Raw genomic sequence first — 25,564 nt, 5'->3', positions numbered from 1 at the left:
GGCCGGCCGTAGATCCCGCGGCCGAGCCTCCCCCGATGCCCGTGGACACCTCGCACGCACCGCATCACCTCTACAGGTGTAGAGTGCGGATCGTCCCGCCCTCTACACCTGTAGAGGGCGCTCTGTCCGGCCCGAGGAGTTCACGATGAGCGCGACCGCCCCCACTGCCGTCCGGCGCGAGCCGGAGCCACTGCGACCCTTCAAGGTGGGGGCGGGCGGCCTGGTGCTGCTGGGTACGGGCCACCTGGCCCTGGCCGCCGTGGCGGCGTGGGGTGGATCGACCCCGGAGCAAGCGGCCTCCTCGGCCGCCATGCGGTCGACGAGCATGACGCTGCTGGGTCTGGAACGCAGCACCCTCGACGTCGTCCACGGCATGAGTTCGGTCATGGCCCTGTTCGTCATCTCCTGTGCGCTGCTCGCCCTGTTCGCCGCCCGGCACTCCCCCGCCCTGGTCCAGCGGCGCACAGCCTTCGGCTGGACGCTCCTCGCCACCTCGGTCATCGGCCTCGCGGTGTCCGCCCTCTTCCTCCCCCCGCCGCCCATCGTCGTCCTCACCGTCACCAGCTGCGCCTTCGCCCTGTCCCTGCGCCGGGCCACGCCCTGACCGGACGCGCGGCAGCTCACCCCCGGCCCTCCCCGGCACGCAAAGGCGGCCCTCATCGACTACCCCCGAACCGCCTGACAGGGCGGCCGCGGCGTACGATGCCCGGCGGGCGGGGCCGTAGCGCAGAGGTCGACGCGCGCGGTCTCCAAAACCGCGAGGACGCCGGTTCGACTCCGGTCGGATCCGCCCTCCCGCCCGTACCCCGCGGGGCGTCCGTCCCGGCCGACGACGCATACCTCGGCGGCCGTTGGCCCGCGCGGGTGCCGCCGCGGAATGAGCCGGGGACGGGTTCGGTTGTGCCCTGCGTAGGCTTTCCCCGCCGAAGGAGTACGCCGTGGCCCTGGACCGTACCGAACGCGAGCAGTTCCTCGCCGAGCCGCACGTGGCCGCGATCGCCATCAGCTCGGGAGCTGATGGGGAACGCGCACCGCTGACCCTGCCGATCTGGTACCAGTACGCTCCCGGGGGCGACATCTGGATCATGACCGGCCGGGACTCCCGCAAGGCACAACTGATCAAGGAGGCCGGCCGATTCAGCCTGATGGTCGACCGCCTGGACCCGACGATCCGGTACGTGTCGGTCGAGGGACCGGTCGTGTCGATCGAAGCAGCGTCGCGCGAGCACTTGGTGGAGGTCGCCTCGCGGTACCTCCCGGCGGAAAAGGTCGACGGCTATGTCGACTTCGCCTGGAGGGACCACGGCGAGCAGCTCGTGATCCACATGCGTCCGGAGCGGTGGCTCAGTTCGGACCTGGGCGCGGTCTGACGGCCGCGGCCGTCACCGCGGCCCCTCGCTCGGGTCCGCGTCGCCGACCAGCGCGTCCGCCAGCAGCCTCGCCGTCTCGGCGATCAGTTCGTTGTCACGCGGCGCTGTGGCCTCTGCCTTGGCGGTGAACACGGACAGCACCACGGGCGGCCGCCCCGGCGGCCAGGCGATGCCGACGTTGTTGTTCGTCCCGTACGAACCGGCGCCGGTCTTGTCCGCGACGGCCCAGTCGCGGGGCAGGCCGGCCCGCAGCCGTTCCCCGCTCGTGGTGGTGGCCAGCATCCACCCGGTCAGCCGCTCCCGGTCCGCCGGGGCCAGAGCGTCGCCGAGCGCGAGCCGGGCGTACGTCCGTCCGATCGCGCGGGGTGTGGTCGTGTCGGTGGTCCGCGAGGGCTCGGCGGAGTTCAGTTCGGGCTCCCACCGGTCGAGCCGGGTCGTACGGTCGCCGAGTGAGCGGCAGAAGCGGGTGACGGCGGTGGGACCGCCCAGTTCGCGCAGCAGGAGGTTGGCGGCGCAGTTGTCGCTCTGGGAGATCGCCGCGGAGCAGAGTTCCGCCACGGTCAGGCCGGCGGCGATGTTCTCCTCCCGCTGGGTGACCTCGCCGCCGCCCGCGTCCGTGACGTCCTTGAACGTGTAGTGGATGCGCTTGGCGAGATAGGTGCCGTCGTGGTCGAGGTCCCGCAGCACGGCCGCCGCCGCGGCGGTCTTGAACACCGAGCAGATGGGGAACAGTTCGTCGGCCCGGTGGAGCACCGTCCGGCCGGTAGCCGTGTCGTGGGCGTAGACGCCCAGCCGTGCCCCGTGCTCGCGTTCCAACCGTCGCAGCCGCGCCACGGTACGCGCCTCGGCGCGCGGCGTCGCGGCACGGGCCGTTCCCGTCGTCAGCGCCGCGGCCAGCGCCGCGCCCGCTCCGGCGGTCAGCAGTACGCGACGGGAGGGGGTCGTTCCCGGAGTTCGCACGTAGATCTCTCCTCTTTCGCTTCGGTCCGCCTTGCCCGGTCTGATGATGTGCCTTCCATGACGCAGGACATGATCACAGCGGTTCCCGGACGGCTGCGCCGTACCGCTCCCCCGAGACCGCTCGCCCTTGTACGGACAGGCGGACGCGGAAGTCAAGCCTCGGGGCCGCAGCCGCCTCTCCTCTCCCGGATCGGGCGGGCATACGGACGCACCCGAGCGCGGCGGCGGCGAACGGTGTGGACGAACCGGTCACGATGAGGCAGGAGAACAAGGAGAACGAAGGAGAGCCGCGATGCCGACGCAGGGACCCGCCGAGCAGCCCACGACCGAACTCGACGCGCGGTACAGTTCCGCGCTCAATCCGCGCCCGGGCGCCTCGGACGTCACCGCCACCGAGTGGTCCGAGGCTCGCGGGCTGCTGGACACCGCCGAGATCTTCTGGGTGTCCACGGTGCGGCCCGAGGGCCGACTGCATGTCACACCGGTGATCGCCGCCTGGCACGACGGGGCGCTGTACTTCTCCACCGGCAAGGACGAGCAGAAGGCGCGGAACCTCGCCCATGACGGGCACTGCGCGCTGACGACCGGCGGGAACTCGCTCACCGCGGGGCTCGACCTGGTGGTCGAGGGCAAGGCGGAGCCGGTCACCGATCCCGCGGTGCTGGAGGAGGTGATCGCGGCGTACGAGGCGAAGTACGGGGCGCACATCACCTCACCCGACGGCACCTTCCACGGGCTCGGGGACGAACTGCGAACGGGGGCGGCGCTGGTGTTGGCGGTGGCGCCGACGACGGCGTACGGGTTCGGTCGGGACAACGGGGTCTACACGCACACGCGGTGGACGTTCTGATCGACTCCGCTACCGGTGGTGGTTGAGCACGCCGATGAGAGTGGCGCGCGGGCCATGGACGTGGACCGGGGCCGAGAGGGCAGTACGGGCGTTGCCATCCGGGGCGCTACGCCTTCTGTGTTCGGCATTCGAGTGACATGCCGTTTCCCGTGACCTGCCTGTGATGTTGATCCGGGTGACGCGCACCTTTCCTGGCGCGTCGTCCATGGATCCTCAGGAGTAGACATGCGTATGCGCTCTGCCCTCACCGCTTCCGTCCTGGCCGCCGGCATCCTGCTGGGCGGCGCCGGCGCCGCCCTGGCCAACGACGGGTCGGAAGGCGAGTACTTCTCCAGCGGCCACGCGGGCTTCGCGGCCTCCTGCTCGACGGCGGCCGCCGTGCCCGCCCAGTTCGGTCCCGTCTACACGTCGACCTGCTCGGCCCAGGGCGAAGGTGAGTGGGCGCAGTTCGGTCACTCCGCCGCTCACTGACCCGCGGACTGCGGTGCGGGGGCGGTCGGGCATGGTCCCGACCGCCCCCGCGGTGCGTGGTGCGTGGTACGTGGTGCGTGGTGCGTACGACGGGGAGGTCGAGCCGTCAAACGGGTGGAAGCCTCTCGCCGTACAGGAGAGTCCCTCGGCGGCCGGTACCCGCTGCTGGGCTGACGGAGAGGTCCTCCGTGGCGGTGGCGCACGGCGAGGGGTCGTTTCCCGGGAGCCGCGGTGGGTTAGTACGGGAGGCATGGATACCTCAGGGACATGGGACCGGTTGACGTGTGCCCTCGGCACGGTGTTGCCGTCCGATGCCGGGCCGGGACGGGTTCTGCGCGCGATGGACCGCGTGGAACGCTCCCCGCGCGCCGACCGGCTGGTCGACGCCGCGCGGGCGGCGGTCCGCGCGGTACCCCTGGGACGGGGCAGGGACGTCCTGCACGGCAGGTGGCTGGGCCATCCGCTGCATCCGCTGATGGTGCAACTGCCGCTGGGCAGCTGGATGTCCGCCGCGGTGCTCGATCTCGTGCCGGGTCAGAAGCGGGCGGCACAGGTTCTGGTCGGCGTCGGGCTCGTGGCCGCGCTCCCCGCGGCGGTGGCCGGCTGGACGGACTGGGCCGAGCTGCGCCGCCCTCAGATGCGCGTCGGGATGGTGCATGCCGCGGCGAATGCGGCAGGCGTCGCCCTGTACGCGGTCTCCTTCGCCGCCCGTGCCCGCGGACGGTTCGCCCGCGGCCGCCTGTGGGGTCTGGCCGGGCTCACCGCGGTGAGCGTCGGCGGTGCGGTCGGCGGTCACATGGCCTTCCGGCAGGCGGCAGGCGCCAATCACGCCGAGCACGTTCCGGATGCGGTCGGGCCGGGCTGGCACGCGGTGGGGGACGTGGCCGACTTCCCGGCGGGCAGGCCCGTCCGCGGCCGTCTGGGCGACGAGCCGGTGGTCGTGGTGCACGAGGTGTCCGGAACGTTCCGGGTGCTGGCCGATCGGTGCAGTCACATGGGCGGTCCGCTGTCCGAGGGCGAACTCGTCGACGGCTGTATCCGCTGTCCGTGGCACGGCAGCACCTTCCGCCTCGCGGACGGCTGGAACACGACAGGCCCGGCCACCGCGCCGCAACCGGCGTTCGAGACCCGCGTCAGCGGCACCCGGGTGGAGGCCCGGATCAGGCAGACGGGTAAAGCCGACACCGCCGGCGGGGACGAGGGCCCGGTGGAGAATGGCTCAACGCGTCACCCGCTGAGCTGATCGCGCTGGATCCGGTGGGCGAGGGAGCGGCGTAGGGATGCTGATGCGGTGGCGGCGCCAGTGGCCTTGGCAGGCTGGTCGAGACCGCGGCTGATCTCGTCGTACGCCGCCCGGTGACCGGCGTGCAGTTCCCTCCGGTGCAGCCTCAGGTCCTCCTCGACGAGACGTCGCAGCTCGTCGACGGTCTGGGGTGTGAAGCGCTTCCTCCCCCGGGTGAGTGCGTTGACGCAGCGGGTACAGCGCGCGGTTTCATCGAGCGTCTCGGAGATCTCCTGGCCGAGCCCCCAGAGCCGCCCTTCGAGCCAGGGGATATCGCGCTGGTCGAGGGACACGTCCACCGGTGGTCCCGGCCCATCGGTCCTGTGCTTCGCCATCTGTTTGGACACGGCGGGCTGGCTCATGTCAGTGAGCTGCGCGATGCGTTCCTGTGTCCAGCCGAAGCCGGCGAACACCTTGATCATTTCGGCCCGCAGCTTTCGCATCTCCTCGCCCGCACGGATGACCTCGTTCATGCGGGCCAGCATCCGCTCGGCCTGTTCCTCGGTAAGCGTCGCGGGGATCCGGTGGGCGCTCTCGTCGTATGTCACAACCTGGTTATACACCAGGACGTCCTCACTATAACCTGGTTGTACAACGAGGTTATGGGTGGCAGGATCCGCTTCATGCCCACCTTCTATGCTCCTGACGGAACCGAGCTCTCCTACCGGGTGATCGGTGACGGCGACCCGGTCCTCTGCGTCCCGGGAGGCCCTGCCGACTCCGTTTACCTCGGCGACCTCGGCGGCCTGTCCACGTACTACCGGCTGATCGTGCTGGACCTGCGCGGGACCGGCCGCTCCGCGATTCCCCGAGATGCCTCGTCCTACCGCTGCGATCGCCTGGTCGACGACGTCGAGGCACTGCGCGAGCACGTGGGCCTTCCGCGGATGGACCTGCTCGGCCATTCCGCCGGCACGAACATCGCGACGCAGTACGCGGCCCGGTATCCGCAGAGAGTCAGCAAGCTCGCCCTCATCGGCCCCAGCGCCCGAGCTGTCGACATAGCGATCACCGCCGAGACCCGGCTCGAACTCGCGCAGCTCCGTAAGGACGAGCCGTGGTTCCCGGCGGCGTTCGCCGCCTTGCAGGCGATCAACGAGGGCACGGGCAGCGACTGGGAAGCCGTCGCACCCTTCTTCTGCGGCCGGTGGGACGAGCCGGCCCGGCAACACCACGCGGCCAGTCGACCCACCAACCGGGAAGCTGTCGCTCTCTTCGCGGCCGAGGGCGCCTTCAGTCCGGCGAGCACTCGCGCGGCACTCGCCGCCTGTGACGCCCGTGTCCTGCTGCTGACCGGGGAGTTCGATCTGAACAGCCCGCCAGTGTCCGCCGCCGAATTCGCGGCTGCGTTCCCCGACGCCACGCTCGCGGTACAGCCCGGTGCGGGCCACTCTCCCTGGCTCGACGACGCCGACTGGTTCGTGGCGACCACGGCGGCATTCCTCCGCGGGTAGTCATCCGCGAGTACGGAAAGGGCAACACCTCCCAGTACCACCGAAACGACAGCATGAGCTCCCTGTGGGTAACGGTGCGCTGGCTGCCCCGGCCGACTGTGCGGCGGGCGGGGGAATCGGGGACCGCTGGCCGGCGTTGTGCCGCATATGGGCGATGCATCCCGGAATGACCGCGACGAGCGCGGACAGGCCGTCTTCGCGGGCGTCCGCGCACGTCTCGCGGCCGACCGTGCCGACACGCTCGCGCGCGCGGCCGCGCTGAGCCAGGACTTCGACGGGATCGTCGCGGCGAACGCCCTGGTCGCGGTCGACGACGAGCACGACCCGGAGGGGGCCAGCACGGCGTTCGAGCGGGCCCACGTAGCCGCCCTGATGGCGCAGGCACGCGAACACCTGCAAGAACTGGACCGGGCGCTGGAACGGCTCGAACGCGGCGAGTACGGGCAGTGCGAAGCCTGCGGCCGGACGATCCCGCCCGAGCGGCTGGAGATCCGTCCGGCGGCGACCACCTGCGTCCGCTGCGCCGGCCCCGGCCCCCGCCGGCCGCCGCGCCCCGGTTGACGCCGTTACGTGCCGGGGTGCCGGCGGCGGGGAGGCGGGGGCCGCCCGCGCGGGCCCGGTGGGGATATCGAGTCGCCCGGTGGCGTGCCGTGACGGGCTACAGCGGTGCCAGCCCGCTGACAGCGCCGATCAGCACGGCGGCCGGTTGGGCGATGTCCGCCGCCCCGGCCACCAGGGTGTGCAGCCGTTCGAGCCGCGTCGGTACCTGGCGGTCGGGGGCCCCGGTCGCCAGGTCGGCCGCCACCGTGGACTGGGGACACCGCCTCCTGCCGCTCGGCGTCGGCCAGGTCCCTGCTCGTCAGCACCAGTCGGAGCATCTGGACCAGCTCGGCGACCCCGGCGCCTGTGCGGTGGTCGTTCTGGAAGTCGCTGATGACCGTGTCCACCGGCTGGTTGATGAACGTGGTCCGGCCGTGGAAGTGGAAGTTGTTCTGCGCCATGACTCGGGTCTCCTCGGCGGCTCGGGTGGCGATCTCGCCCAGTTCACGGTTGATGTCGGGAGCTTCGGCAAGCACGTACTCCAACGCGGCGGCGCCCCCGGCACGGGAGTTGCTCAGGTTCCGGCGCCGCGGTGTCCCGGTGCGGTGTCCCGCGGCGGCAGAACAGGTGACCGCTCGCGCCTATGTGCCCGTGGGGGTCGAGGTGCGTCGCGACCTATGGTTACGAGCTGTCCGCGTCCGCGGTGGGCGGCGGGCGGACGGCAGGGTTCGGTTCGTAGGGCTCGGTTCGGTTCGGCGTCGAGGGAGGCCGCTCATGGCCAGTGTGTTCCAGGAGCGCAAGCTCAGGGGGATGTTCGCCGCGTTCGACGCGGACGGAGACGGCTACCTGCGCGAGGAGGACTTCAAGGCACTCGTCACCCGGTGGAACCGGCTGCCGGGAGCGGGACCCGGAACGGAACTGGGCGCACGGGTCGAAGCGCTGCTGATGGGCTGGTGGGCGGCGCTGCTGGAGGCCGGGGACGCGAACGGGGACGGCGCGGTCGACATGGGAGAGCTGCTCTCACTCGTCGACCAACTGCCCGCGATGGTCGCGGATGTGACCGCGACCGCCGATACCGTCTTCGACGCCGTGGACGCCAACGGCGACGGCCGCATCTCCCCGGAGGAACACCGCATGCTCGTCGAGACCTGGAACGGGCAGTCCGCGGACATGACGGGCGTCTTCGAACTGCTCGACCTGAACGGTGACGGCCACCTCAGCCGCGAGGAGTTCGCACTGCTGTGGCGCCAGTTCTGGATCAGCGACGACCCGGCGGAACCGGGCAACTGGCTCTGCGGCCGGTTCGCCGGCTAGGTCGTATCCTGCGGACGCGGACGGTGGGGTCGGCGCCCGCCGGCGCTTCGAGAAGGGACTGCCTGTGCTGATCAAACTGCTCGGTGTGCGGCGCGCGTTGAAGGTCGTGGGCATCGTCATGGTCGGGTTGATCGTGTACGGCATGACGAAGAACTGATCCGGGGACTGGTGGGGCGGGTAGGCGCTGCCCCTCCTACGGCGTAGGGCTTCCGCTCTGGGTGGCCGGACCGGTAGGTGCCTGGCACCGATACTGGCATCGTCCCCGGGCGAGCGGCACGGGGCCGGTGCGAGTCCCGACGCGAGAGATGAAGAGAAGAAGCGATGACCCTGACAGAAGGCCGGCGGGTACGACTGGCGACGGACACCAAGCTGTTCGACTCGACGGGATGGGCGGACGACGCCTCCCCCGAGCCCGTGGTGTCTCTCGTCGGATCCCTGTCCTTGGCGGCGGGCACGGAGGGGACGGTCGAGCGGGTGGTCGAGGAGCGGCCCCAGAGCGAGGGGGTCCGGGAGTTCGCGCGGCTCACGTCACTCCTCGACTCGTTCGGCAGTGACATGCCCACCGAGAGCAGGCGGCGGCTCGAAGAGCAGATCGCCTCTCTGCGGCCCGAGTGGAGGGAGTACGAGAAGCGGGGCCCCAGCGTCACGGTCCGCGTCCGCCTCGACAACGGCTTCGTCCTCGACGACGTGCCGGACCACTTCTTCACCGCGCTCTGACCCACCGGGCGCAACTGGCGTCCGCACCCGGACCACCTCAGGCTCACCACCGGTGCACGTCGCGTCGGGGTGCGGTGCATATCCGTTTCGGGCCGTGCCGCGGAGCGCAGTAGCATCCCGGGATGCCGCACCGCACCCCGAACATCGAGACCCTGACGCCCGAGGCCGGCCGGACCGACGCCGTCGGGCTGCGGGCGTACGACCCCGACCTGCTCGCACGGTGCGCCGTCGAGCGCACGCAGCCCTGGTGGCGCCGGACGGCCTGCGTGGACGCTCTGGCCGGTCGGGTGCCGTCGGCGCGGGTCGGCGAGCTGCTCGCGTGCGTCCGTGACACCGACGACTCGGGGACGGTCCGCAAGGCGCTGCTCGGCCTCCTCGCGGACCGGGCCGAGCTCCTGCCCTGGCTGCGTCACGAGGACCGGCGCCACGAGGCCGCGTACGGGATGCCTGAGGCGGTCCTCCAGGCGCGCGGGGCGCTCGGGGACCTGACGGCGGCACCCGAGTTGGCCACCCTCGCCTTCAGTCACTGGCCGACCCGTCGGGCGGTCGGGGAGGCCGGACTGGACACGCTCGCGGACCGGCACGGGGTGCGGGCCGTACTCTCCGGGCTCGACGCCGCGCGGCCGGAGGATCGAGCCGTCGCCGTCCGCGTGCGGCACCGCGCCGGCGAGGACGTCACCGACGCGCTGGCCGACCCCGACACTCAGGTCGCCCACCTCACCCAGTCCCTGCTGACCTGCCCGGTGCGGGTCGCCGCCTACCTCGCCGAGGCGCCGACCGTCGACGCGAAGCTGTGGGCCGCGTACGCACTGCACCGGCTGACGGGTGACGTGGCACAGACCCGGACCGTGTACGAGGAGCTGGGATGCCCGCGGGTGGAGGTGGAGGGACTGGACGAGGAACTCCGTCGGGCGATCGTGCACGAGTACGGACGCGACTGCGAGAAGCAGAGCGATCCGCGCTGGCGGATTGAGGCCCTGTGCACCGAGCCGCCGGAACCGCCGGACGAGGAGCGGCAACTGGCCCTGGCCGGAGCCGCGCTGACGTCGGCCGGGTTGGCGCCGCGCCCCGCGGTCTCCTGCGGCGACGCCCACCACCAGGGCGGCGGTACGTACCACGTGATCGGGTACGGGGGCCTGGCCGGCGGCCGCGAAGTACTCATCAGCACGCTGGGGCGGTTCGCCGGCGGCCACGGGGACCATCCGGAGGCCCGCGCTGCCCTCGAAGCGGCCGGCTTCCGCTGGATCGACGGGGCCACCGGATCGATCCGCGTCACCGGCCTCGGCGTCTACTACTTCGGGGCGCGCGAACCACTCGACATCGCGACCCTGCTGTTCTACTGGCAGGACTAGGCCGTGTCTGATGGCGGGCCGTACACCAGACGCCGGGCTTCGACCGTGACCTCGGCATCGAGCTGGACCAACGTCCTGTCTCCGTACTCGATGCTGTCGCACTCGTCATCGAGCTCGGCAAGACGTTCGGCCAGGGGCAGTTGATGACCGAACCGCTGGTGGATACGCAGGGCGAGCTCTCGCGGTGTCACCTTGCCGGCCAGCAGTTGGTGCGCGAACGCCCGCACGGCAGCCTCCGGCCCGGCCTCGCCGTCGCGCGGGTAGAAGGTCAGGCCCAGCTCATCGAGCACGACGGGAAGCAGGTCGGGCAACTCGTACTGCGCCTCGGCGCGGGTGTATCCGGCCAGGATGCGGAGTGCGGGGCTGTCGAGTCCGGCGACGAGTGCCGCGCAGGCGGCCTCGACGACATCGTGCGCTCGGGCCTCGCCGATACTCCAGAGCGCGGCGAGGTCCTGCAGGTCATCGGCTGCTGCTTCGATCGGCGACACCCGCACATGATCCCCCGCACGAGCTGATCCCGTCGAACACATTGCGACCTGGGCCCGACCGTCCTGATGAGTGGTCCCTCTCCGCAGACTCCCGCCCCCGACCGGCACGAGTACTCCGAGCACTCCGAGTCACACCGGCCCGTTTGCCTGCGGTTCCAGGTCGGCGGGCCGGGGGCGGCGGCAGGCTGCGCCGGCAGAGTGGCGCGCGCCGTTCCGGGCGTTAGGGATGCGTAAGGGTTTTCTGCGGGCTGAGGTGTGCCCAGAAGCGCCGTGGCGTCCGCAGGGCAGGTGGCGCTCGGAGGCGGTGGCATGGCACTGGCCGGGGGTTTTCCCGTTATGGCGCGGCGTGTTGCGAGCGTGGCCGGCTGGGCGGGCGGTGCGCTTGGCGCTCGGGGAGGGCGGGGAATGGGGCTGGTCTGGCCGGTGCCGGTCCGCGTCGGGGGCAGGCACATACTCGATGATCGCCGTGCGGCCCCGAGCTGGCGGCGGTGATGTGGGCGGGTAGGGAAAGGTTGATGGGGACATGAGGGACGCGGATCACACGGGTATGCCCGAGGTGGTGGACAGTCCTGCCCGTCGGGCTCAGCCGTCGGGCGGGTTCGGACGGTGGATGCTGCGGCACCAGGTGCAGCCCGTGGGGCCGGCGGCCGATGAGGGGCATGCCAAGCCGCACCCGTGGTGGAAGGTGATGTGCCTGACCGGCGTCGACTACTTCTCCAGCCTGGCCTACGTACCCGCGATCGCCGCCCTGGCGGCTGGGGCGGTGTCGCCGCTGGCGACGCTGCTGATCGTGGCACTGACCCTGCTGGGCATGCTGCCGATGTACCGGCGGGTGGCGAAGGAGAGCCCGCACGGCGCCGGGTCGGTGGCGATGCTGGAGGACTTGCTGCCGTTCTGGTGGGGCAAGCTGTTCGTGCTGGTCCTGCTCGGCTTCGTCGCCACCTCGTGGATCATCACGATCACCCTGTCCACCGCGGACGCCTCCGTGCACGTGGTGGAGAACCCCTTCTTCCCCGCCGCGCTGCACGGCCACGAGGTCGCTCTGACGGTGGCGCTTCTGCTCGTACTCGGCGGGGTGTTCCTGCTCGGGTTCAGCGAGGCCGTCAGCGTGGCCATCCCCCTGGTCGCGGTCTTCCTCGCACTGAACGCGATCGTCATCGGCATCGGCCTGGTCCACGTGTTCACCACCCCCGGGGCCTGGTCGGCGTGGACCGACGCCCTCACAGCGGGCGGAGGCGGCTTCGGCGACCTCATGGGCCCGGCACTGCTCGCCTTCCCGCTGCTGGTGCTCGGCCTGTCGGGCTTCGAGACCGGCGTGAGCATGATGCCGCTCGTCGCAGCCGAGGGCGACGACGCGGAGCAGCGGCTGCGCTCGCGGATCCGTAACGCCCGCCGACTGCTGACCACCGCCGCCCTCATCATGAGCGTCTACCTGCTGTCCGCGAGTTTCGTCACCACCCTCCTCATCCCGCACGAGTTGTTCGAACCGGGTGGCGCCGCCAACGGCCGTGCCCTGGCCTGGCTGGCCCACGAGCACGTCGGGGAGGCGTTCGGCACCGTCTACGACATCAGCACCATCCTGATCCTGTGGTTCGCCGGCGCCTCCGCCATGGCGGGACTGGTCAACATCGTCCCCCGCTACCTGCCCGACTACGGCATGGCCCCCGAATGGGGACGGGCCGTCCGCCCGGTCGTGATTGTCTACACCCTCCTGTGCATCGCGATCACGATCGCCTTCGACGCCGACGTGGACGATCAGGCCGGCGCCTACGCCACCGGCATTCTCGCCATGATGGTCTCCGGCGCCTTCGCCGTCACCGTGTCCACCGCCCGCCACCGCCGCCGAGCCACCACGGTCGGCTTCGCGCTGCTCACCGCTGTCCTGCTCTACGCCCTGGTCGCGAACATCATCGACAAGCCCGACGGCATCGTCATCTCCGCCTTCTTCATCGCCGGAATCATCGTCGTGTCGCTGGTCTCGCGCGTCTCCCGGACCACCGAACTGCGCGCCGACCGCATCGTCTTCGACGCCGACGCACGCCGGTTCATCGATGCCACGCTGGCCCACGACGACTCGATCAACATCATCGCCAACCGCCGTCAGGCCGGCGACGTCGCCGAGTACAGCGACAAGGAACGCGAACAGCGCGGCGTCAACCCGGTGCCCGGCCGCGCAGACGTCCTCTTCCTGGAGATCGACGTGGTCGACCCCTCGGACTTCAGCGACACCCTCACCGTCCAGGGAGTCGAGGTCGGCGGCCACCGGATCCTACGGGCGGCCGCGCCGGCGGCGCCGAACGCCATCGCCGCCATCCTGCTGGCCCTGCGGGATGCCACCGGCGTCCAACCGCACTGCTACTTCGCCTGGGCGGAGGGCAGTCCGCTGGTCCACATGGTCCGCTACTTCCTCCTGGGACGCGGTGACACCGCGCCGGTCACCCGCGAGATCATTCGCAGCCACGAACCCGACCCCGGACGCCGCCCCGGCATCCACGTCGGAGGCTGACAAACCACGCGCCGCACCCGCCACCGGCGAGGACGCCGAGGCGGGGGGGGGACCGAAAGGCATGCCAGACCATGACCTCCACACCGGACCGCCGCATGCGGCTCAGGATCATCGCCCTCACAGTGGGCGCGACCGCCATGATCACGGCGGGCGCGGTCGCCGAATGGTGGTGGCTGCTCGGTATCGGCGTGTGGACCCTGATCGTGGCATCCCTCATGCAGTTGATCTACCGTCCCTGAGCAGGTGACCCGTCGCCTCGCTGCCCGCCCGGCCCCGGCCGACCCCGTTCAGTCCCACCAGTTGAACATCAGCTCGCCGACGGTGCTCGGGCGCCAGTAGCCCACTTGCTTCAGCTCTTCTGCGGTGAGCTCACTGGTGTCAGCCGAAGCCAACGGCAATGCTCAGTTCACCGACTCCCAGCAGCCGAAAGCCGCCCACCGCAAGCGCGGCCGCCCATGCCGGCGGGGGCGTGAAGGCCGGCAACGGCGCACCAGCCCGCGGTGGGCTCGCCACAAAGGCGACCACCGGGAGCACGCCGTGGCACAGGACTGTGAACCGACTGAACGAGGTGATGACCAGGGCTGTATGGAAGCTCGACGCGGCTCCGGCCGGGGTCACTTCGCCGACCGTGCCCAGAATCGATCGGGCCGCAGCGTGGCAGGAAGTCCTGAAGGCCACGACGTCCGACCGCGGCAACGGATCATCGCCCTGCCCCCGGAACCCAGTGGCTCCTCGCGCGACACGGATCAACGAACGGCTCAACTTTCACTCCGGCCATCAGGTCTACTGACAAGGGTGCCACGCGACCGAGCCGAGGCCCCAGCTGGCGCGCAGCATCAGCAGCGCTCGTCGTCGTGCAGGGCGAGGCGCGAGCGCGTCCTCGTCGCCGTCAACGAGGAGATGTGTCAGCCGCAGCACTTCGGCACCGAACGGCCTGTGGGACGGTGCCGGATGCGTGCTCAGCGCTGCGGCTACCGACCAGATCGCCGGGTCGCGCCGCTTGGCCGGCAGGATGGTGGCCCTCCCCCGCGAGGCGTGGTCCGGGTCGTGGTCCAACGCTCATGGTCCGCATGACGGCCGACCGGCACATCGCGCTCCGGAGCGAAGGCGGCCCCGCGGGCCATGACCGTGCGGCTAGTTTGTCGGCGTACCCCCGTACCACCGCCCGCACGAGGGCAATTGGAGCCGCACACCATGAGGGACGTCACGCAGCTGAACGAGGGATGGAGCCTGCGCCACGAGGACGCCCTGCTCCTCGCCCGGGTCCCGGGCTGTGTTCACACCGATCTGCTGGCCGCAGGGGTCTTGGACGACCCCTGCGTCGGACAGAACGAGAACGGCATCGCGTGGGTAGGACGCCGGCATTGGACCTATGTCACCGAGTTGCGTCACGACAGCGAGCACGAGCGCGCCCATCTCGTCTTCGAGGGTCTCGACACCGCCGCCGAGGTCGTCTTGGCAGGCGAGAGCCTCGGCACCACCCGCAACATGCACCGCGTCCACCGCTTCGACGTCACCGGGCGTACGGGTCCGCTGGAGGTCCGCTTCGGCTCGGCCTACGAGGAGGCCGACCGTGTCCGCGTCCTGACGGGCGAGCGTCCCAACGTCTACCCGGAGCCCTTCCAGTACATCCGCAAGATGGCTTGCAGCTTCGGCTGGGACTGGGGGCCCACCGTCGTGACCGCCGGAATGTGGCGGCCGGTACGCCTGGAACACTGGTCGACCGGGCGGCTCGCCGAAGTCCGCCCCCTGGTCACGGTGGACGTGGACGGCGCCGCCGGCCGGGTCGAACTGCGGATCCGCACCGAACGCGCCCCGAGCGGCGCCGGTCGGCCGCTCACCCTGCGCGCCACCGTCGGCGGAACCGTCGCGCGGACCACCTTCGAGGGCGACGAGACCGTGCTGATCCTGGACGTCGCCGAACCGGAGCTGTGGTGGCCGCGCGGACATGGCGCCCAACCGCTGTACGACCTCGAAGTAGTCCTGCTCGACGAGGGAGGGCAGCGCCTCGACAGCTGGGAACGCCGCGTCGGCTTCCGCACGGTCGCGGTCGACCGCTCAGCCGACGAGCACGGCACGTCCTTCACCTTCGTCGTCAACGGTGTGCGGATCTTCGCCCGGGGCGTCAACTGGATCCCCGACGACGTCCTGCCCTCGCGCGTGACCCGCGAGCGCTACCGCACCCGCCTCACGCAGGCCGCCGAGGCCAATGTCGACCTGGTCCGGGTGTGGGGCGGCGGCATCTACGAGGACGACGCCTTCTACGACGTGTGCGACGAACTCGGCCTCATGGTCTGGCAGGACTTCCTCTTCGCCTGCGCCGCCTACCCCGAAGAGCAGCCGCTGCGCCGCGAGATCGAGGCTGAGGCGCGCGACAACGTTGTCCGGCTGATGCCGCACGCGAGTCTGGTCCTGTGGAACGGCAACAACGAGAACCTGTGGGGATTTCGCGACTGGGACTGGGAGAAGCCGCTCGCGGGCGCTTCCTGGGGAGAGGGCTACTACCTCGGACTCCTGCCCCGAGTCGTGGCCGAGCTCGACCCCACCCGCCCGTACACGGCGGGCAGCCCCTGGTCCGGTTCCTGGGACCACCACCCGAACGACCCCCGCCACGGAACCCACCACTCCTGGGAGGTGTGGAACCGCCGGGACTACGCCGACTACCGGGCGAACGTCCCCCGCTTCTGCGCCGAGTTCGGCTGGCAGGCCCCGGCCGCCCTCGCGACTCTGCGCCGCGCGCTTCCAGGTGAGGAACTCGCCCCCGAATCGCCCGGCATGCTGCACCACCAGAAGGCCGAGGACGGCAACGGCAAATTGAACCGGGGCATCGAGCGCCACTTCGACCTCCCCGAAGGGGACTTCGACCGCTGGCACTACCTGGCCCAGGTGGTCCAGGCGCGGGCCGTGGCCGCCGGCATCGAACACTGGCGGTCGAATTGGCCCGTGTGCGCGGGCACGGTGGTGTGGCAGCTCAATGACTGCTGGCCGGTGAGCTCCTGGTCCGCGATCGACGGCGACGGCCGCTGCAAGCCGCTCTACCACGAGCTGCGCCGGGTGTACGCCGACCGGGTGCTCGCCCTCGTTCCCACGGACGACGGGCCGGTGCTGGTCCTCGACAACCAGTCCGGCACGCCCTGGCGCACCACGGTCACCCTGCGCCGCCTCGATGCCGGCGGCACGGTGCTGCGGAGGACCGGCCTCGTACTGGAGGCCGACGCGCGCACGGTGGTGAGGCAGGCGGTCCCGGTGGAGTTGCTACCCGAAGAGGGTTCCCGCAAGGAGTTCCTCGTCGCCGACTGCGACAGCCTGCGCGCGGTGCATTTCCCCGTGGTCGACCGGGAGTTCGGCTACACCGCCGCGGAGTACGACGTACGGATCGAGGCGGGAGCCGGCGACGGCGGCCCGGTCGTCGTCGTCACGGCACGCACCGTCGTTCGCGATCTCCTGCTGCAGGCCGACCGGCTCGGGCCCGCAGCTGTGGCGGACCGGGGGCTGGTCACTCTGCTCCCGGGCGAGGAGACCCGCATCACCGTGACGGGCTGGTCCGGGGCCGAAGCCGACGCCGATGCCGGCGCCGATGCCGTCCGCGGCGCCCTGTTCAACGTGTGACGGCGTGCGTGTTCCCCCTCCACGCGTCACCATCAACGAGGCGGTATACCGCCCCGCCCGGCATCGGGTGGCGCACGGCCACCGCCGAGGGGAACGGGTCGCAGAACGAACCGCGGCGGCCGATGTGGGGCGCGTCACCCCGGGAGTCACCGTTCGGGAGGGGTCCCTGGGGCTGAGGGGCGAGAGGCGTCGGCGAGGTCGGCGCCGGTGGCGGCGTCCCGTTGGGTCGGGGCGACGCCGTGCCAGTCGAGGCACATGACGGTCGCGTCGTCCTCCAGGTGCCCGTCGCCGGCCTCGACGATCGCCCCGATGAGGGTGCGCGCGGCTTCCCGGGGATGCAGGTCGCGGGTGCGGACGATGAGCTTGGAGAGGTCCACGGTAACGGCGTTGCGTTCCAGCATGCCGTCCGTCAGCATCACCAGCCGGTCGCCGGGCCGCAGGTCCAGTGACTGCACCCGGTAGTCGCGCGGGCTGAGGATGCCGAACGGCAGATCGACCTCCGGAACGATCTGGGTCACTTCGCCGTCCCGCATCCGCAGGGGCCAGGGGTGCCCGGCGTTGATGAACTCGGTGGCACCGTCGAGCAGGCTGATCCGCAGCAGCTGACCGGTCACGTAGCCTTCGCGGCCGTGCTCGCGCATGGCCGCGTCGGCCTGTCGGGCCTGTTCCCGCAGGCCCTCCCCCGCCCGCCGGGCCCGGCGCAGGGCGCCCACCACCAGGGTGGCCAGCAGTGAGGCGGCGACGTCGTGCCCCATGGCATCGGTGACGGACAACTGGACAGTGTCCCGGTCGACCACGTAGTCGAAGGTGTCACCTCCGACATGGTCGGCCGGTTCCAGCGCACCGGCCACAGCGAACTGCGCGGCCTCGCACGCCAACGACGCCGGAAGCAGCCGGTGCTGGATCTCCGCGGCCAGATTGAGCGGCCGCGTACGACGGCCCCACTGGTAGACGTCGGTGAAGGACCGGTTCGCGATCACGATGTAGGCCAGCGCGTGCGCCGTCTCACCGATCTCCCGCGTCACTTCCGCGTCGGGCGGCGCGGGCAGGAACAGTTCCAGGAGCCCGATGGCGTCCCCACGATTGGTCACGGGAACGACCACCCGTACGAGCATCCCCGGGCCTTCGTCCTGCACGCTGGGGCGCTGGCTGCGGATCACGTCGTCGTACAGCGTGCCGCGCAGCGTGATGCGCTGGGCGCGCTCACCCGTGTCGACGCTGCCCGCGGCTCCCAGCCGTACGACCGAGCTCCCCGTGAAGTCCGTGATCAGGAAGGACACCGACACCGCCCCGAGGCGTTCCTTGAGCATCCGCGCGACCACATCGAGGGCTTCCACGGGTGGCGCGGCCTCCGCCGCCTCCAGCATCCCCGCCAGCGTCGTCCCCTGGCGGACAGGACCACCGTTCACGCGAAGACCAGAACCAGGCCCACCGCTCCCGCCCGGCTCTCCTGCGATCACAGCCCCTCCAGATGAATCGATAACGCGCCCACCAGTCAGCCGGCCTCGCGCACGCAGGGCCCCGGACCGACCACATTGCACCACGTGGACACGGAGCCGCGGGCACCAGCCCGCCGGACACCGACGACCTGCGGGCAGCCCCGCCCGCCCTTCCACTCCATCCTCGCCCGCGCCCGGAAAGACCGCCCTTCAGGCGTTGGCCCGGTCCCGCACCTGACCACCGCGCTGCTGCGCGTTGCGGTTCCGGGCTTCCTTGAGCTGGTCTTCGAGGATGACGATGCGGCAGGCGGCCTCGATGGGGGTGCCCTGGTCGACGAGCTCGCGGGCGCGGGCGGCGATGCGCAGCTGGTAGCGGGAGTAGCGGCGGTGCCCGCCAGGTGAGCGGAGGGGGGTGATCAGACGGTGCTCCCCGATCGCGCGCAGGAAGTTCTGGGTGGTGCCGAGCATCTCGGCGGCCCTGCCCATGGTGAAGGCGGGGTAGTCGTCGTCGTCGAGACGGCCGAAGGAGTCGTCTGCGGTCATCACACCTCTCTGTGGGGCATGTGGAGGGGCCCTGATGCCTGTGGCACCAGGGCCCCGAGGAACTGCAGCACCATCTGCCGGCCTGTACTGCGCCGGCCGTGGGTTTCCGCTCGCCCGACCTGCACTTCGTCGGGGGTGCGGGGATCGCGGATGCGTGACCGGAGACCACTTCACTCACGATGTCCTGCGGTACCCGGACTCGCGTGGCGTCCGGGCGATCCTGGTGGCGTCCAGTCCCTCCGCCCGGCACTTCGTCTCCGCCGGGCCCTGCGGTCTCTCTGCGTTACGGGAGAAATCGTAACCACACCACGACCCAATGTCTACTCCGCACACCATAGATTTTCGCGTGTGCGATGAGGAGGTAATCGGCTACAGATGCCGAGAGGGCACACGGGAGTCGCTTCGGGTTGAGCGCCTCAGCGACGGGCAGAAGAACGGACGCGGGCCGACGTCGCCGGCCCGGAGAGGCCAGGGGGACCTGATGGGCACCACGAGCATCGCCGTTCCGATCATGACCGGGCACAGGATGAGCCTCGATGTGTCGGCCGACCCGTCCACGGCCTCCCTCGGCGACGCGCGTGCCGGTACGCGGAATTTCCTCGACCGTCTCGCACAGCCGCCGGTTTCCACCCGGGCGGCCGATGACGCGGTGCTCGCCGTCTCGGAGCTCGTCACCAACGCCCTGCGCCACGGCGGGGGAACCTGCACCCTGACCCTGACCGCCCACGCGGACGGTATCGAGGTGGCGGTCCAGGACCCCAGCCCGCACGCGCCGCGCACACGCACCCCCGACCTGTACGGCGGGAGCGGCGGCTTCGGCTGGTCCATGGTCAACCAGCTCGCACAGGCCACCGCCGTCACCCACCTGACCACCGGCGGCAAGACCGTGAGCGCCCTCCTCCCCCGCTAGTCGGTCCGGGGTCCGAAGGCGCCGCTAGAGCCATTTGTTGCGGCGCAGCGCGCGGTGGATGACGGTGCACACGATCGCTATGAGTACCCAGACGGCGGGGTAGCCGTACGGGGACTTGAGTTCGGGCATGTGGTCGAAGTTCATGCCGTAGACGCCGACGATCATGGTGGGGACGGCGATGAGGGCGGCCCAGGCGCTGATGCGGCGCATGTCGGCGTTCTGCTGGACGCCGAGCTGGGCGATGCTGGCGCTGAGCATGCCCGTGACGAGTTCGTCGAAGGACAGGATCTGTTCGCTGACCCGCTGGTGGTGGTCGGCCACGTCCCGGAAGTACGTGGCGACCTTCGGGGGAATGCCGGGGACGGTGCCGTCGCTGAGGCGCTGCAGGGCGCCGGCGAGTGGCATGACGGCGCGCTTGAACTCCAGCAGTTCACGCTTGAGTTGGTAGATGCGGGCGGCGTCGACGGGGTGGTCGGGGGAGAAGACTTCGGCTTCCAGGCTGTCGACGTCGCCGGCGAAGGCGTCCGCGACGTCCATGTAGCGGTCGACGACCATGTCCGCGACCGCGTGCAGGACGGCGGCGGGTCCGCAGCCCAGCTGCCGCGGGTCGTCCTGGAGCTGTCGGCGTACGTCGTCCAGCGGCGGGGCACTGCCGTGGCGGACGGTGATCGCGTAGCCGGGACCGGCGAAGACCATGATCTCGCCGGTGTCGACGATCTCGCTGGTCGCGGTGACCTTTTCGTGGTCGACGTAGACGATCGTCTTCAGCACCAGGAACAGCATGTCGTCGTAGCGTTCCAGCTTGGGCCGCTGGTGCGCGTGGACAGCGTCCTCCACGGCGAGGGCATGCAGGCCGAAGGCCTCGGCGACCTCCTGCAGCTGTTCCTCGGTGGGCTCGTACAGGCCGATCCACGCGAACCGGCCCTCCTGCGGGTCTATCCGCTTCATGACCGTGTCCAGGCTCACCTGGCCGGGGATGCGGTGGCCGTCCTCGTAGAGCGCGCAGTCCACCACCGCCGACGGCAGACCCGCACCGCCCTTGTCTCCCCGCTGCGCCACCATGTGCTGCTCCGTGCCCCTTGTCCGATGCGTAGAGATGCAACCTACCCGCGAACACCAGGTGATCACCCACGACCCTGACCGCGCTGATGAGAGCGGCGCGATGGCCCAGCCGAACACGGAGGCGTCAATATGATGAGCGCCATGGACGACAGCGGAACGGACATCACCACCGGCGGACCGGACTCCGAACTCGACGCACGGCTGAGCAAGGAACTGGACGCCTTCAACCGGGCGGCGACGGCCGGGCACGAGCAGTCCGAGTTCACCGTACGGATCACGGACGCGGACGGCGCACTGGTCGCGGGGCTGTCCGGCTGGAGCTGGGGCGACCGGGCGGGCATCGGGATGACCTGGGTCCGCGAGGACAGCCGGGGCGGCGGCTGGGGCGCGAAGTTGCTGACCGCCGCCGAGGCCGAGGCGCGGCGCCGTGGCTGCGCCACGATCCTGGTCTCGTCGTTCACCTTCCAGGCGCCGGCCTTCTACGCCCGGCACGGCTACGAGGAGACGGCCCGGGTCCCGGGCTTCCCGGCCGGCCACGAGGACGTGTACTTCCTCAAGCGGCTCCAACCCTGATCCCGTCGGAGGCCGCGGCGGTGGTACGTCTCAGATCTCGTCCAGAACCGTCCGGATCACATGCCGGGCATTGTGTGCCATCGCGGGGTTGGTCTCCCGGTAGTACGGCAACACGATCAGCGCCTGCGAGAGGGTCCGCCCCCGGCCGCGGATCCACGTCGCCTCATCCACGGCCAGTGCCTCGCGGAAGGCTTCCCTTCCATCCGCCGGCAGCAGATTCCACGCCGGGAACAGATCGCAGGCCGGATCCCCCACCCCTGCGCACCCGAAGTCGATCACCGAGGCCAGCCTGCCGCCGTCGATCAACACGTTGCCCGGCATCAGATCGGCGTGCAGCCACACCGGCGGCCCGTCCCAGCCCGGCGCCCGCAACGTCTCCTCCCACACGGCGGTCGCGGCGTCGCAGTCGACGTCCTCTTCCGGTATCCCACGCAGTTCCTCGATGGCTCCGCGGGTCTCCGCGTCCTGCGAGGCGACCGGCCCACCCCGGTGCGCGTTCGGCGCCGCCGGCAGCGTGATACCCCGCATCGCCGCCACGAACGCGGCCAGATCCTCGGCCAGCGGCACGGGGTCACTCAATGCTCCCGCTTCGGGAAGCTCCCCCTCCAGCCACCGGTACACCGACCACGGCCACGGATACCCATGAGCGGGCTTTCCGGCTCCCAACACCTCGGGGATGCGCGTGGGCAGACGGGACGCGAGGCGGGGCAGCCACTCCTGTTCCAGCGCCACGTCCTTTGCCCCGCCCCGCACCAGCGGCAGCCTGACGACCATGCCGTCGCCCAGCCGGTACATGGCATTGACCGTCCCACCGGACGGCCACCGCTCCACCGCCAGCCCCGCCCACTGCGGAAACTGCCCGGCGATCAACTGCCGTACGAGGCCGACGTCAATGGGGTGCATACCGGAGTGCATGTGGCCTGTGCTCATGGACGCCACCTGACCACCGCAGGGCTTTGGGCGTCAAACCTTTTCCGGCACTGACAGGGGGAGCGTAGGTGCCTGCCGTGCGGGTTCAGGCGGGGGCGCCGAGTTGCCAGAACAGGCGGTTCTCCAGGCATTGCGTCAGGTACGGGACGCCCTCGGTGTAGCCCGAGCCGTGCGCGTCGCCGAGCATGCGTGCGGCGAGGCCGCGGTGGGCCGACTTCCACCGCTGGTGCGCGCTCTCCAGGCGGCCGATCGCCGCGTCGAGGCGGCTCCACCGAGCATCCTCGAAACCTCCCCCGCTCCGGAGGTCGAGATAGGCGCGGGTGACGGTGTCGTGACCCGAATCCGCCAGCTCGGCCCGCACGGCAGGCACGCCCGTGAAAGCGGCTGACCGCAGGCGCGGGATGGGCGGAACACCGCACAGGCCCTCGAAGCGCTTGTACTGCTCGGATTGGATGGCGCTGGCTCCCATCGTGTACTGCCGGATGGCGGAGAACTGCTCCGCGCGGATCGTGGCCACGATGCGGAAGAGCATGGCCGCACGCTCGAACATCGCTACCGCATGGTCGATCTGCCGGACGGATTCCCGCAGGTTTCCCGCTCGCAGCGCCTGGATGACCTTTCTCATCGCTGCCGCTATCTCGGTGAAATGCATTTCGTGGGTCTGGAGCACACGGATGAAGAAGTACTCGTCATGCACGACGGAGACGGGCTGGACGGTGACGTCGAACCATCGGCCGGACGCCGTCGCCGGCGGGCGGGGCAGATGGTCCAGCAGGTCTTCCAGCCTCGACCGGGGCGTCTGCGCCATGCGGGACGGCAGGTCGCCGGCCTCCGCCCGGCCGAGCCCCTTCGCCACGAGTCGCAAGGTGTGCCGGAGCCGGGTGCTGAGTGTCGCGGGGTCCAATCGGCCCGGTTCGGGCTCTCCGGGAGTCCCGGCCGCAGCCGCCTCGATCTCGAAACGGGCGAGATCGGCCATCAGCAGGGTCGACATCCGGTCCGCGCTCAGCGGGGCGGCCCGGCCTCCGTCCGCGAGGAGCTCCAGGACCGGCAGGCCGAGGTACGTGCGGTTCCAGAAACGCCCCTCGTGCTTGTCGAGAGCGCAGTCGAGAAACGTGCTGAGGAGTGGGCGGTGCGCGGTATGGCGGCGCCTTATGTCGCTCAACCGGACGAGCGTCCGCTCGGACAGGAAGTGCTTTCCTGTGCGCCGCACGTGCTCCGTCACGGACCTGGCCAAAGAAATTCCGTCGCATTCGTCCGGTATTCGGTCCGCGGTCGCCCAGTGCCTGATGTCCCGAAGGGCTGCGGTCCGCGATCCGCATATGTCGCGGAGGGCGCTCGTGCAGCCTCCGGACGTCCTTTTCGCGCATTCGGTCGGACCGTGCGCCGGAGTCGTCACCATTTGTTTCTCCCATGCCGTCGTGTGGAGGGGGTTTCCGGTTTCCACTAGGCATGATCGAGACGCCGGACGTCATGACTCGGGAATTCGTGTCTTGACAGCGGGGCCGATATCCGTCTCGACGTATCGCGGGCCGGCCGGCCCTCCGCCGCCACGGCGTCCGACCCCGCGCCGCACGGAGGCGGGGCGGGGCCGGACGGTGGTCGTGGGGGGGGACGGCGGCGGTCTACACCGTGGTGGGCAGGATGATGTGCTCCCGCCCGGCCGGGAGCTCCTCCTCGGGCTCGTGGTGCTGTCCGGCGACGATGAGGGCGAGCAGGACGGCCGCCGCCTCGCTCTGCAGGATCCGGGCGGCCTGCCTGAGGCGGTGCGGGTCGGGCACCGGGATGGACAGGGCCACGCACTCCGCGTTGGGGCCGGAGGTGATCGGGACAGCCGCGCAGACGGTGCCGGTCGCGTACTCCTGGAGGTCGAGGAGCGGGGCGTTCGGGCGGCGGGTGTCGAGCTGGTGGAAGAGGTCCTGCCGCCTGGTGAGCGTGTGGGAGGTGAACCGGGCCATGGTGTGGCGGGCGAGGTGGTCCTCGCGCTCCGCCCGGTCGAGCTGGGTCAGCAGGGCCTTGCCCACGGCGGAGGCGTGGGCGGCGGCACGGAAGTCGACCCATTCGTCGACCAGGGGTGTGCCCGGGCCGTCCGCGTACTGGGTGATGGAGACCTCGCCGTCGGTGTACCGGGCCACGTAGACGGCGGCGCCGACCGCGTCCCGTACCCAGGCGAGGGTCTCGCGCACCTTGGCGCGCCCGTCCGCGCCGGCCCGCTGGGTCAACAGGAGGGCGCCGCCGGCGATGTACGCGTCGGGGCCGATGGCCGTGGCCAGGTTCGCGCGGATCAGCCGTTCCGTCGCACGGGCGAGGACGAGCTGCGGAAGCTGCGTCTCACGTGCGATCTGCGGGAGGTTGACGCCCCCCGAGTGGCGGTTGATGACTTCCAGGACACGCAGGGCCTGGTGTACGGATTCCAGCGCGGCCGGCGCGGGCCGCGCGGCGGACGGGCACCTGCGGGCGGCGGGTGTCGGTGGAGGCTGCTTGGGCGCGTCGGGGGCCCACAGGACCGCCTCGGGGGTCAGCCCCGTCGGGTCGAGCCGCGCGTGGCGGGCGAGGGCGGCCGCGAGCGGGGGGCCGGGGCTGCGGATCTCACCCAGGTCGGGGTGCTCCGCGACGGGCAGCGCGGCGATGGCGTGGCGCAGGAGTGCGGGGAGCCGGTAGGGGGGCCGTCCGGCGCCCGCTGTCGCGGTGCTGAGGGCGGTGAGGGCGCTCAGGTCCTGCGTGGTGAGGGGTGGCGAGGTCCAGATGACCGAGGCGACGAGGGCGTCTTCGAGGTCCTCGGGCACGGCGGGCAGGGGTGGCAGGTGGTCGTCGGGGGGTAGGGCGTCGGCCTGGATCTTCCAGTGCCGGGCGGTGTTGACCTCCGCGCGTGAGAGGTGGAGCAGGTACAGGCAGTCGGCGGCGGTCCGGGATCCGGATCCGGCCGCGTACCGGAGCCAGAACTGCGCGTTCTCCGTCCGGTCCGACAGGTGCAGGAGGCAGCCGAACAGCAGGGCCGAGTCCGGGCCGTGCGGCCAGGAGGCGGCGTCCAGGGCGATTTCGGTGAAGGCCTGGCTCTCGACGAGGGCCCAGGTCAGGTCGTCGAGGCCGCGCGCGGCCCGGACGTGGCAGGCGGCGTCCAGGGCGAGGGCGTCGGCCGCCGCCGCGGCGGCGGCGGCCCCAGCCCGCGGCCCGCCCAGTCCCCGCGCCAGTCTCAT

At 71.0% G+C, this 25,564-nt stretch carries 25 protein-coding genes and 1 tRNA gene; 16 read left to right on the top strand and 10 right to left on the bottom strand.

The features are described 5' to 3' along the window. Positions 1–145: 145 nt before the first annotated feature. From ACFWUQ_RS03020 to ACFWUQ_RS03010, 3 genes are all read left to right on the top strand, one after another. Positions 146–604, top strand: a complete 459-nt coding sequence (locus ACFWUQ_RS03020; protein WP_384531927.1) for a hypothetical protein — start codon at positions 146–148, stop codon at positions 602–604. Between the two features lie 111 nt (positions 605–715). Further along, positions 716–790 (top strand) — tRNA-Trp (locus ACFWUQ_RS03015). A 148-nt stretch (positions 791–938) separates the two neighbouring features. Then, entirely contained in the window at positions 939–1,370 is a 432-nt protein-coding gene (locus ACFWUQ_RS03010; RefSeq protein ID WP_384531926.1) for a pyridoxamine 5'-phosphate oxidase family protein, read from the top strand. Positions 1,371–1,382: 12 nt separating this feature from the next. Here the strand turns inward: ACFWUQ_RS03010 and bla are convergent, their stop codons facing one another. Beyond that, positions 1,383–2,330: a class A beta-lactamase gene (gene bla / locus ACFWUQ_RS03005; RefSeq protein ID WP_384531924.1), complete on the bottom strand. Its 948-nt coding sequence runs from the start codon at positions 2,328–2,330 to the stop codon at positions 1,383–1,385. Between the two features lie 292 nt (positions 2,331–2,622). On the opposite strand from bla, the gene ACFWUQ_RS03000 reads away from it, so the two are divergent. The 3 genes from ACFWUQ_RS03000 (at position 2,623) to ACFWUQ_RS02990 (ending at position 4,894) form a co-directional block, all read left to right on the top strand. Then, positions 2,623–3,180, top strand: a complete 558-nt coding sequence (locus tag ACFWUQ_RS03000; protein ID WP_384531922.1) for a pyridoxamine 5'-phosphate oxidase family protein — start codon at positions 2,623–2,625, stop codon at positions 3,178–3,180. A 225-nt stretch (positions 3,181–3,405) separates the two neighbouring features. Beyond that, positions 3,406–3,651 (top strand): hypothetical protein, encoded by a 246-nt coding sequence (locus tag ACFWUQ_RS02995; protein ID WP_384531920.1) that lies wholly within the window; start codon positions 3,406–3,408, stop codon positions 3,649–3,651. Positions 3,652–3,901: 250 nt separating this feature from the next. Continuing rightward, positions 3,902–4,894 (top strand): Rieske 2Fe-2S domain-containing protein, encoded by a 993-nt coding sequence (locus ACFWUQ_RS02990; protein WP_384531918.1) that lies wholly within the window; start codon positions 3,902–3,904, stop codon positions 4,892–4,894. Here the strand turns inward: ACFWUQ_RS02990 and ACFWUQ_RS02985 are convergent. Then, entirely contained in the window at positions 4,879–5,481 is a 603-nt protein-coding gene (locus ACFWUQ_RS02985) for a sigma-70 family RNA polymerase sigma factor (protein WP_384531916.1), read from the bottom strand. The two genes, ACFWUQ_RS02990 and ACFWUQ_RS02985, sit on opposite strands and share 16 nt — an antisense overlap. A 75-nt stretch (positions 5,482–5,556) precedes the next feature. Between ACFWUQ_RS02985 and ACFWUQ_RS02980 the strand changes: the two genes are divergently transcribed. Next, entirely contained in the window at positions 5,557–6,387 is an 831-nt protein-coding gene (locus tag ACFWUQ_RS02980; RefSeq protein WP_384531914.1) for an alpha/beta fold hydrolase, read from the top strand. A gap of 147 nt (positions 6,388–6,534) precedes the next feature. Continuing rightward, a complete protein-coding gene (locus tag ACFWUQ_RS02975) occupies positions 6,535–6,948 on the top strand; it encodes a TraR/DksA family transcriptional regulator (protein ID WP_384531912.1) in 414 nt (137 codons plus the stop codon). Positions 6,949–7,045: 97 nt separating this feature from the next. Here the strand turns inward: ACFWUQ_RS02975 and ACFWUQ_RS02970 are convergent, their stop codons facing one another. Beyond that, positions 7,046–7,192: a hypothetical protein gene (locus ACFWUQ_RS02970; protein ID WP_384531910.1), complete on the bottom strand. Its 147-nt coding sequence runs from the start codon at positions 7,190–7,192 to the stop codon at positions 7,046–7,048. Between the two features lie 509 nt (positions 7,193–7,701). On the opposite strand from ACFWUQ_RS02970, the gene ACFWUQ_RS02965 reads away from it, so the two are divergent. The 3 genes from ACFWUQ_RS02965 (at position 7,702) to ACFWUQ_RS02955 (ending at position 10,310) form a co-directional block, all read left to right on the top strand. Further along, positions 7,702–8,241 carry an EF-hand domain-containing protein gene (locus ACFWUQ_RS02965; RefSeq protein ID WP_384531908.1) on the top strand — a complete coding sequence of 180 codons (540 nt, stop codon included), beginning with the start codon at positions 7,702–7,704 and terminating at the stop codon, positions 8,239–8,241. Positions 8,242–8,562: 321 nt separating this feature from the next. Continuing rightward, a complete protein-coding gene (locus ACFWUQ_RS02960; protein ID WP_384531907.1) occupies positions 8,563–8,958 on the top strand; it encodes a hypothetical protein in 396 nt (131 codons plus the stop codon). Between the two features lie 122 nt (positions 8,959–9,080). Further along, positions 9,081–10,310 (top strand): hypothetical protein, encoded by a 1,230-nt coding sequence (locus ACFWUQ_RS02955; RefSeq protein ID WP_384531905.1) that lies wholly within the window; start codon positions 9,081–9,083, stop codon positions 10,308–10,310. On the opposite strand, the gene ACFWUQ_RS02950 is transcribed toward ACFWUQ_RS02955, so the two are convergent. Continuing rightward, a complete protein-coding gene (locus ACFWUQ_RS02950; protein WP_384531903.1) occupies positions 10,307–10,798 on the bottom strand; it encodes a hypothetical protein in 492 nt (163 codons plus the stop codon). The two genes, ACFWUQ_RS02955 and ACFWUQ_RS02950, sit on opposite strands and share 4 nt — an antisense overlap. A gap of 523 nt (positions 10,799–11,321) precedes the next feature. On the opposite strand from ACFWUQ_RS02950, the gene ACFWUQ_RS02945 reads away from it, so the two are divergent. From ACFWUQ_RS02945 to ACFWUQ_RS02935, 3 genes are all read left to right on the top strand, one after another. Continuing rightward, entirely contained in the window at positions 11,322–13,304 is a 1,983-nt protein-coding gene (locus ACFWUQ_RS02945) for an amino acid transporter (RefSeq protein ID WP_384531901.1), read from the top strand. A gap of 71 nt (positions 13,305–13,375) precedes the next feature. Further along, a complete protein-coding gene (locus tag ACFWUQ_RS02940) occupies positions 13,376–13,543 on the top strand; it encodes a hypothetical protein (RefSeq protein WP_384531899.1) in 168 nt (55 codons plus the stop codon). A 955-nt stretch (positions 13,544–14,498) separates the two neighbouring features. Continuing rightward, positions 14,499–16,913 (top strand): glycoside hydrolase family 2 protein, encoded by a 2,415-nt coding sequence (locus ACFWUQ_RS02935; protein ID WP_384531897.1) that lies wholly within the window; start codon positions 14,499–14,501, stop codon positions 16,911–16,913. 146 nt (positions 16,914–17,059) lie between these two features. Here the strand turns inward: ACFWUQ_RS02935 and ACFWUQ_RS02930 are convergent, their stop codons facing one another. Next, complete coding sequence (locus tag ACFWUQ_RS02930) at positions 17,060–18,280, bottom strand: PP2C family protein-serine/threonine phosphatase (protein ID WP_384532141.1); 1,221 nt, start codon at positions 18,278–18,280, stop codon at positions 17,060–17,062. A 282-nt stretch (positions 18,281–18,562) separates the two neighbouring features. Then, positions 18,563–18,895, bottom strand: a complete 333-nt coding sequence (locus tag ACFWUQ_RS02925; RefSeq protein ID WP_384531895.1) for a MerR family transcriptional regulator — start codon at positions 18,893–18,895, stop codon at positions 18,563–18,565. Positions 18,896–19,376: 481 nt separating this feature from the next. On the opposite strand from ACFWUQ_RS02925, the gene ACFWUQ_RS02920 reads away from it, so the two are divergent. Further along, positions 19,377–19,805 carry an ATP-binding protein gene (locus tag ACFWUQ_RS02920; protein ID WP_384531893.1) on the top strand — a complete coding sequence of 143 codons (429 nt, stop codon included), beginning with the start codon at positions 19,377–19,379 and terminating at the stop codon, positions 19,803–19,805. 24 nt (positions 19,806–19,829) lie between these two features. On the opposite strand, the gene ACFWUQ_RS02915 is transcribed toward ACFWUQ_RS02920, so the two are convergent. Then, the gene (locus tag ACFWUQ_RS02915) at positions 19,830–20,867 is read right to left on the bottom strand and encodes a magnesium and cobalt transport protein CorA (protein ID WP_384531891.1); all 1,038 of its coding nucleotides are present in this window, start codon (positions 20,865–20,867) and stop codon (positions 19,830–19,832) included. A gap of 141 nt (positions 20,868–21,008) precedes the next feature. Here ACFWUQ_RS02915 and ACFWUQ_RS02910 point away from each other — a divergent pair, with 141 nt between their 5' ends. Further along, positions 21,009–21,440: a GNAT family N-acetyltransferase gene (locus ACFWUQ_RS02910; RefSeq protein WP_384531889.1), complete on the top strand. Its 432-nt coding sequence runs from the start codon at positions 21,009–21,011 to the stop codon at positions 21,438–21,440. Between the two features lie 30 nt (positions 21,441–21,470). Here the strand turns inward: ACFWUQ_RS02910 and ACFWUQ_RS02905 are convergent, their stop codons facing one another. The 3 genes from ACFWUQ_RS02905 to ACFWUQ_RS02895 all read right to left on the bottom strand — a co-directional run bounded on the left by ACFWUQ_RS02905 (position 21,471) and on the right by ACFWUQ_RS02895 (position 24,784). Then, entirely contained in the window at positions 21,471–22,370 is a 900-nt protein-coding gene (locus tag ACFWUQ_RS02905; RefSeq protein ID WP_384531887.1) for an aminoglycoside phosphotransferase family protein, read from the bottom strand. Between the two features lie 85 nt (positions 22,371–22,455). Next, positions 22,456–23,580 (bottom strand): tryptophan 2,3-dioxygenase family protein, encoded by a 1,125-nt coding sequence (locus ACFWUQ_RS02900; protein ID WP_384531885.1) that lies wholly within the window; start codon positions 23,578–23,580, stop codon positions 22,456–22,458. A gap of 412 nt (positions 23,581–23,992) precedes the next feature. Next, positions 23,993–24,784, bottom strand: coding sequence for an IclR family transcriptional regulator (locus tag ACFWUQ_RS02895; protein WP_384532139.1), 792 nt, complete (start codon positions 24,782–24,784; stop codon positions 23,993–23,995). Between the last annotated feature and the right edge of the window lie 780 nt (positions 24,785–25,564).

It is taken from the genome of Streptomyces sp. NPDC058662 (assembly GCF_042716255.1).
In the GTDB taxonomy this organism is placed as follows: Bacteria; Actinomycetota; Actinomycetes; order Streptomycetales; family Streptomycetaceae; genus Streptomyces.
This window is presented reverse-complemented; position numbering and strand designations above follow the sequence as displayed.